The sequence below is a fragment of the Amycolatopsis sp. NPDC104819 genome, assembly GCF_055583145.1.
Map to the genome: position 1 here is coordinate 699,005 of NZ_JBVJON010000003.1, position 6,676 is coordinate 705,680.

Annotated in this window: 6 protein-coding genes; 4 read left to right on the forward strand and 2 right to left on the reverse strand. The window is 71.6% G+C overall.

Going from position 1 to position 6,676, the window contains the following annotated elements; translation table 11 throughout:
* Nucleotides 1-5: 5 nt before the first annotated feature.
* On the reverse strand, nt 6-1,523 hold the full coding sequence (locus ACZ63E_RS12590) for a M1 family metallopeptidase (protein WP_465336061.1): 1,518 nt from the start codon (nt 1,521-1,523) through the stop codon (nt 6-8).
* A gap of 157 nt (nt 1,524-1,680) precedes the next feature.
* Nucleotides 1,681-3,357, reverse strand: coding sequence for a 2-succinyl-5-enolpyruvyl-6-hydroxy-3-cyclohexene-1-carboxylic-acid synthase (menD, locus tag ACZ63E_RS12595; protein ID WP_465336062.1), 1,677 nt, complete (start codon nt 3,355-3,357; stop codon nt 1,681-1,683).
* 51 nt (nt 3,358-3,408) lie between these two features.
* Between menD and ACZ63E_RS12600 the strand changes: the two genes are divergently transcribed.
* From ACZ63E_RS12600 to ACZ63E_RS12615, 4 genes are read left to right on the forward strand one after another with little or no spacing between them, the layout of a single operon-like run.
* A complete protein-coding gene (locus ACZ63E_RS12600) occupies nt 3,409-4,332 on the forward strand; it encodes a 1,4-dihydroxy-2-naphthoyl-CoA synthase (protein WP_465336063.1) in 924 nt (307 codons plus the stop codon).
* A gap of 1 nt (nt 4,333) precedes the next feature.
* Nucleotides 4,334-5,467: an o-succinylbenzoate--CoA ligase gene (gene menE / locus ACZ63E_RS12605; RefSeq protein WP_465336111.1), complete on the forward strand. Its 1,134-nt coding sequence runs from the start codon at nt 4,334-4,336 to the stop codon at nt 5,465-5,467.
* 51 nt (nt 5,468-5,518) lie between these two features.
* Nucleotides 5,519-5,665: a hypothetical protein gene (locus tag ACZ63E_RS12610; RefSeq protein WP_465336064.1), complete on the forward strand. Its 147-nt coding sequence runs from the start codon at nt 5,519-5,521 to the stop codon at nt 5,663-5,665.
* Nucleotides 5,666-5,715: 50 nt separating this feature from the next.
* Nucleotides 5,716-6,588: a 1,4-dihydroxy-2-naphthoate polyprenyltransferase gene (locus tag ACZ63E_RS12615; protein WP_465336065.1), complete on the forward strand. Its 873-nt coding sequence runs from the start codon at nt 5,716-5,718 to the stop codon at nt 6,586-6,588.
* Nucleotides 6,589-6,676 lie beyond the last annotated feature (88 nt).

Consider the following 6,676-nt stretch of genomic DNA (forward strand, 5'->3'; position numbering starts at 1 on the left):
AGCGGCTACCCCGCGTGTTCGGCGGCGAGGTTCCGGTGGTTCTCCTGGATCTGGTCGTACGACTTCGGCTTCACCGAAGCCGCCCGCGCGGTGAAGGCCGCCGGGGCCGCGCCGTTCGGGCCGACGGACGGCTTGCCCGCCGTGTACAGCCACGTCTGGAACAGGTCGTACAGCGGCTTGCCCGAGACCTTCTCCGCCAGCGCGATGAACTCCTGGATCCGGCCGTGCGACCCGCCCTTCTGGACCTGCCACGCCTTCAAAATGGCAAAGAACGCCTCGTCGCCGACGGCGGTCCGCAGCGCCTGGAGCGTCAGCGCGCCCCGGTCGTACACCGCGTTGTCGAACTGGTTGGCCGCGCCCGGGTCGGCCGGGACGAGCTTCCACAGGTCGCCGTCGGCCGGGTTGGAGTCGTACGTGTACTGCGCGAGCTCGGCGGCCGTGCCCTCGCCCTCGTGCTCCGACCACAGCCACTCGGCGTAGGACGCGAAGCCCTCGTTCAGCCAGATGTCGCTCCAGCGGCCGAGCGAGACGTTGTCGCCGAACCACTGGTGGGCGTTCTCGTGCGCGATCAGCGTCGTGTTGGAGCCGGCCGCGAAGTTGCGCGCGCCGTACGTCGGCCGGGTCTGGTTCTCCAGCGAGAAGCCGATGCCGCTGGTCACGACGCCGCCCTCGGCCTCGAACGGGTACGGCCCGAACTTCGTCGCCAGGAACGCGTCGATCTCCGGGGTGCGCTCGACGCTGGCCTTCGCCGCGTACAGCGAGTCGCCGAGGTCGGAGCCGTACGCCGTGATGAACGGCTTGCCGTCCGGGGTCGTCGACTGGTTCAGCTCGTACTTGCCGACGATGAACGACGTCAGGTACGTGGCCTGCTGCTTCGTGCTGCGCCACTGCCAGCGCGTCCAGCCGGCGCGGCTCTTCGTCTTCCGGACGAGCGTCCCGTTGGTGACGGCAACGTTGTCATCCGGCGCCTCGATGGAGACGTCGTAGGTCGCCTTGTCGGTCGGGTGGTCGTTGGCCGGGAACCACCACGCGGAGCTCTGCGGCTCGTCGACGCCGAGCGCGCCGAAGGAGCCCTTCTTCCAGCCGTTGATCCCGTCGACCGTCGCGGTGGACGGCGTGTCCGAGTAGGCGACGACGACCGTCGCGGTCTGGCCCTTGAGCAGCGGCTGCGCCGGCGTGACGACGAGCTCGCCGTTGCCGGTCTGGTTCGTGAACTGCGCGGGGCGGTTGTTCACCAGCACGCTCGACGCCTTGAGCGCGAAGTCCAGGTCGAAGCGCGAGAGGTCCTGGGTCGCAGTGAGCAGCAGCGTCGTCGTGCCCGCGAGGACGTCGGTCGCCGGCTGGTAGGTCAGGCGGATGTCGTAGTGCAGCACGTCCGTCCCGCCGTTGCCGGCGTTCGGGTAGTACGAGTCACCGACGCCGGGCGCACCGGGCGTCGGGGCCGCACTGGCGGTGCCGGCCAGCAGCACCGACGCGACGCCGGCCGCGAGCACACCGAGGCCGGTGCGAGTTCTTGCACGCATTCGAATCCCTCCAACGGGTGAGGAGCAGCGCGCTCGAACGTAGCCAGCCAGGAAGCACCCAGGAACAGCCGAAGGGAGGATCTTGCCTGCTGGGATCCCACCCGGAAAGCGGTTGACCAACGCACCCCAGGCGGAGCTTTCACGTGAAAGCTCGGCTTTAGACCGCCGAAACGGCCGTGCTGACCGCGGAACGTAACCGTGCGTGCAGGTCGCGGTGCCGCGAACGGTCCACTCGCACCTCGACGACCCGCAGCCCGGGCGCGGGCCGTAGCGCCGCCTGGAACTCCGTCAGCGTCTCGGCCACCACGTGCGGGACGCGGTAGCCGGCGCACAGCGCGCCCAGGTCGGCGCCGTGCGGGGTCCCGAAGACGCGCTCGAAGCTCGCCGAGTGCTCGGGCGCGCCCTGCTCCAGCAGCGAAAAGATGCCGCCGCCGTCGTCGTTGCACACCACGATCGTCAGGTCCGGGCGCTGCTCGGCGGGCCCGGTGAGCAGCCCGGACGCGTCGTGCAGGAACGTCAGGTCGCCCAGCAGCGCGTACGACGGGCCGCGGTGGACGTAGGCCGCGCCGATCGCCGTCGAGACCGTGCCGTCGATGCCCGCGACACCGCGGTTGCGGTGCACGAGCACGTCGGGGCGCAGCCGGCCGGCCAGGGCGACGTCGCGGGTGGGGTTGGACGAGCCCACCACCAGCAGCGAGTCCGCGGGCAGCGCGTCCACCAGCTCCGAGGCCAGGCGCAGCCCGGACGGCCACGGCTCCGAGGCCAGCACCGAGGCGACCGCCGAGGACGCCGCCGCGTCGGCCCGGCGCCAGCTCGCCAGCCACTCCGGGTCGGCGGGTTTCGTCGGCTCGTCGAACCACTGCCCGACCTGCCGGACGTTGTGCGCGGGCGCCGGCCAGTCCGAGTCGGGACGCACCAGCAGCACCTCGACCGAGGCGTCCGAGAGCACCTTCTGGATCTGCCGGAAGACCGTCGGCCGGCCGAGGCAGAGCACCTGTTCCGGCTTGTGCCGGGTGATGAAGTCCTCGACGCCCAGCAGCCACGCGCCGGACGAGATCGCCGTGCCGCCGGACAGCCCGAGGCCGCCGGTCTCCGAGATCACCGGCCAGCCGTGCTGCTCGGCCCACTCGCTGGCCGCCTGCACGCCGGTGTCACACGCGATGACCAGGCCGTGGCGCGCCGAGGGCACCACGAACGACGGCAGCGCGCCGAAGTCCGGCAGCTCGGTCCAGCGAGAGCCGTCGGCGCGGCCGTCGAGGGATTCGTACCACTCGCCGTCGTCGTCCAGGTCGGGCACGAGCGGCTCGCGGAACGGGATGTTCAGGTGCACCGGCCCGCAGCGCCACTCGCCGTACGCGGCGTTCCAGGCCCGGCAGATCTGGCTGCGCCAGTACGAGTTCTGCCCGGCCCGCCGCTCGGCGACGGCCAGCTCGTCGAAGTAGCGGATGGCGTCACCGTAGAGCTGGTGCTGGTCGATGACCTGCGACGCGCCGGCCGCGCGCAGCTCCGGCGGCCGGTCGGCGGTCAGCACGATCAGCGGGACGCCGGCGCGGTCGGCCTCCAGCACGGCGGGGTGGAAGTTCGCGGCCGCGGTGCCGGACGTGCAGAGCACGGCCACCGGACGGCCGGTGCGCGCGGCGATGCCGAGCGCGAGGAACGCGGCGCCCCGCTCGTCGATGCGGACGTGGAGCCGGAGCTTCCCGGCGGCCGCCGCGTCGTACAGCGCGATCGACAGCGGCGCGTTGCGGGAGCCCGGGCAGAGGACGACGTGCGAAACGGTGTTGCGGACGAGTTCGTCGACGATGACCCTGGCCTGCGCGGTGGAAGGGTTCACCGGCAGGCTCCGTCGAGATCAGATGTGTCCACAGGTCCTATTCTCCCAAACGTGGATGACGCCCGAGTTTCCGAGCTGTTCGATCCGGCCGCGTGGACCGAGGTCGAAGGTTTCGCCTTCACCGACATCACCTACCACCGTTCCGCTGAGAGCCGCGGTGGCAAACGCGTGGTGCGCGTCGCGTTCGACCGTCCGGAGGTCCGCAACGCCTTCCGGCCGCACACCGTCGACGAGCTCTACCGGGCGCTGGACCACGCCCGGATGAGCTCGGACGTCGGGTGCGTCCTGCTCACCGGCAACGGCCCCTCGCCCAAGGACGGCGGGTGGGCGTTCTGCTCCGGTGGTGACCAGCGTATTCGCGGACGCTCCGGGTATCAGTACGCGAGCGGCGAGACCTCCGACACGGTGGACCCCGCGCGGGCCGGCCGGCTGCACATCCTCGAGGTCCAGCGGCTGATCCGGTTCCTGCCGAAACCGGTGATCGCGGTCGTGCCGGGCTGGGCCGCGGGCGGCGGGCACTCCCTGCACGTGGTGTGCGATCTCACGCTGGCTTCCGAGGAGCACGCGAAGTTCAAGCAGACCGACGCCGACGTCGGCTCGTTCGACGGCGGCTACGGCTCGGCCTACCTCGCGAAGATGGTCGGCCAGAAGTTCGCCCGCGAGATCTTTTTCCTCGGCCGGGAGTACTCCGCCGCGGACATGCACCGGATGGGCGCGGTCAACGCCGTCGTCCCGCACGCCGACCTGGAGAAAGAGGCGCTGGACTGGGCGTGGACGATCGTCGGCAAGTCGCCGACGGCGCAGCGCATGCTCAAGTACGCGTTCAACCTCACCGACGACGGCCTGGTCGGCCAGCAGCTCTTCGCCGGGGAAACCACCCGGTTGGCCTACATGCAGGACGAAGCCGTCGAAGGCCGGGACGCGTTCCTCCAGAAGCGTGACCCCGATTTCAAGGACACCCCCTATTACTACTGAGCTGCGCCCGATCCACCTCGACGGTTCGCCCGAGGCGCTCGAAGCACTGAAGAAGGCCCTCGCGGACGCGCTGGGCGGCGGCCCGGCGGTCCTGCCGTTCACCGACCCGGCGCTGCGGGACGCGATGGCGCCGGGCGAGCCCGCCGAGCCGGGCACCGCCGTGGTCATCGCCACCTCGGGCTCGACCGGCGCGCCCAAGGGGGTGCTGCTCTCGGCCCACGCGCTGACCGCGTCCGCCGAGGCGACGCACACACGGCTCGGCGGGCCCGGGCACTGGCTGCTCGCGACGCCGGCGCACTACATCGGCGGGCTGCAGGTGCTGGTCCGCTCGCTGCTGGCGGGCACCGAACCGGCGCTGCTCACCGGGCAGGGCTTCCGGCCGGACGCCTTCGCGGCCGCCGCGGCGACGCTGACCGGCGGTCCGCGGTACACCGCGCTGGTGCCGACCCAGCTCGTCCGGCTGCTCGACGACGGCGGCGCGGGCCTGGCCGCGGCGAAGACGTTCGACGCGATCGTGGTCGGCGCGGCGGCGACGTCGGCGGACCTGCGCGAGCGCGCGGCCGACGCCGGGGTCCGGATCGTGCCCGCGTACGGCATGAGCGAGACGGCGAGCGGCTGCGTCTACGACGGCTTCCCGCTGGACGGCGTCCGGATCGACCTCGACGGCGGCCGGATCCGGATCGCGGGCGACGTCCTCGCCCACGGCTACCGGCGCCGGCCGGACCTGACGGCGGAGTCGTTCGGCGACGGCTGGTTCACGACATCGGACCGTGGCGTTCGCCACGAAGACGGCCGCCTGGAGGTCCTCGGCCGGGCCGACGACATGATCAACACCGGCGGGGTGAAGGTGTCCGCGAACGCCGTCGAGCGGTGCCTCTGCGCGCAGCCGGGGGTGCGGGACGCGTGTGTGGTCGGGGTGCCGGACCCGGAGTGGGGCGAGGCCGTGATGGCGCTCGTCGTCCCGTCCGGTGAACCTCGCGAAGCGGACGAACTGCGAGCCGCGGTCCGGGCCGAGCTCGGCGCGGCGGCCACGCCGAAACGCGTCGAATACAGCGCTGAACTGCCCCTTCGCGGACCGGGCAAGATCGACCGGGCGGCGGTGAAGACCCGACTTGAGTCGGGTTCGCGCGGCTGAATGGTGGCACTTCGTTGACACACACGGGGTGCGCCCGCTTGGCTACTCACCATGACGCGCTGGATCAAGACTGTTCTCATCAGCACCGCCGTCACGCTGGGGGTTCTCGTCTCCGCGGGTTCGGCGCTCGCCGCCGAAGGCCCCACGGTCGACCCCAACAGCGGCTCGCTCGTCTGGCAGCTGCCGACCGGCGACTGACTTCCCGGGGTCCCGCTCGCGGGTGATCACCATGGCGTTGAATGACGTCCATGGCGAGCATGAGCGAGTGGGTCGAGGGCGCGCGGCCGCGGACGCTGCCGAACGCGGTGGCGCCGGTCGTGGCGGGGGTCGGAGCGACGATCGCGCTGGACGCGTTCTCCTGGTGGCGTTCGGTGCTGGCGCTGCTGGTCTCCCTCTCGCTGATCGTCGGGGTCAACTACGCCAACGACTACTCCGACGGCATCCGCGGCACGGACGAGAACCGCGTCGGCCCGCTGCGCCTGGTCGGCTCCGGCGTGGCCGCGCCGAAGGCCGTGCTCCGGGCGGCGCTGGTCTCGCTCGGGCTGGCCGGGGTGCTGGGGCTCGTGCTGGTGATCAGCAGCGGGCACTGGTGGCTGCTCGCCATGGGCGCGTTGTGCATCCTCGGCGCGTGGTTCTACACCGGCGGCAAGAAGCCCTACGGCTACTACGGCTTCGGCGAGATCGCCGTTTTTGTGTTCTTCGGGCTGGCCGGCGTGCTCGGCACGGTGTACGTCCAGGCGGGCCGGGTCAGCTGGGCCGCGCTGCTGTGCGCGGTCGCGGTCGGCTGCTTCTCGACGGCGGTCCTGACCGCCAACAACCTGCGTGACATCCCGACCGACGTCGAGGCCGGCAAGCGCACGCTGGCGACGCGCCTCGGCGACCGCGGCACCCGGAACCTCTACCTGACGCTCGTGGCGGTGCCGTTCGTGCTCAGCGTGGTCCTGGCGGTCACGGGGTACGGGCCGGCGGGACTGGCCGTGCTGACCGTCGGCCTGCTGCTTCCGGCGATCGGCGCCGTCCACGGCGGGAAATCCGGGCGCGAGCTGATACCGGCGTTGCGAGACACCGGCCTGGCCATGCTCCTGTGGGCCGTCGTCACCGCGTTTGCGCTGAACCTCTGAGTCTGCCGCGGCTTGGGGGGGGGGGGGGGGGGGGGGGGGGGGGGAAACGAAAAACACAAAAAAGAAGGGGAAGCACACACAGACAAGA

Coding starts and splice junctions, on each gene's coding strand:
- ACZ63E_RS12590 (WP_465336061.1), bottom strand. CDS start 1,523: ATGCGTGCAAGAACTCGCACCGGCCTCGGTGTGCTCGCGGCCGGCGTC.
- ACZ63E_RS12615 (WP_465336065.1), top strand. CDS start 5,716: ATGGCGAGCATGAGCGAGTGGGTCGAGGGCGCGCGGCCGCGGACGCTG.
- ACZ63E_RS12610 (WP_465336064.1), top strand. CDS start 5,519: ATGACGCGCTGGATCAAGACTGTTCTCATCAGCACCGCCGTCACGCTG.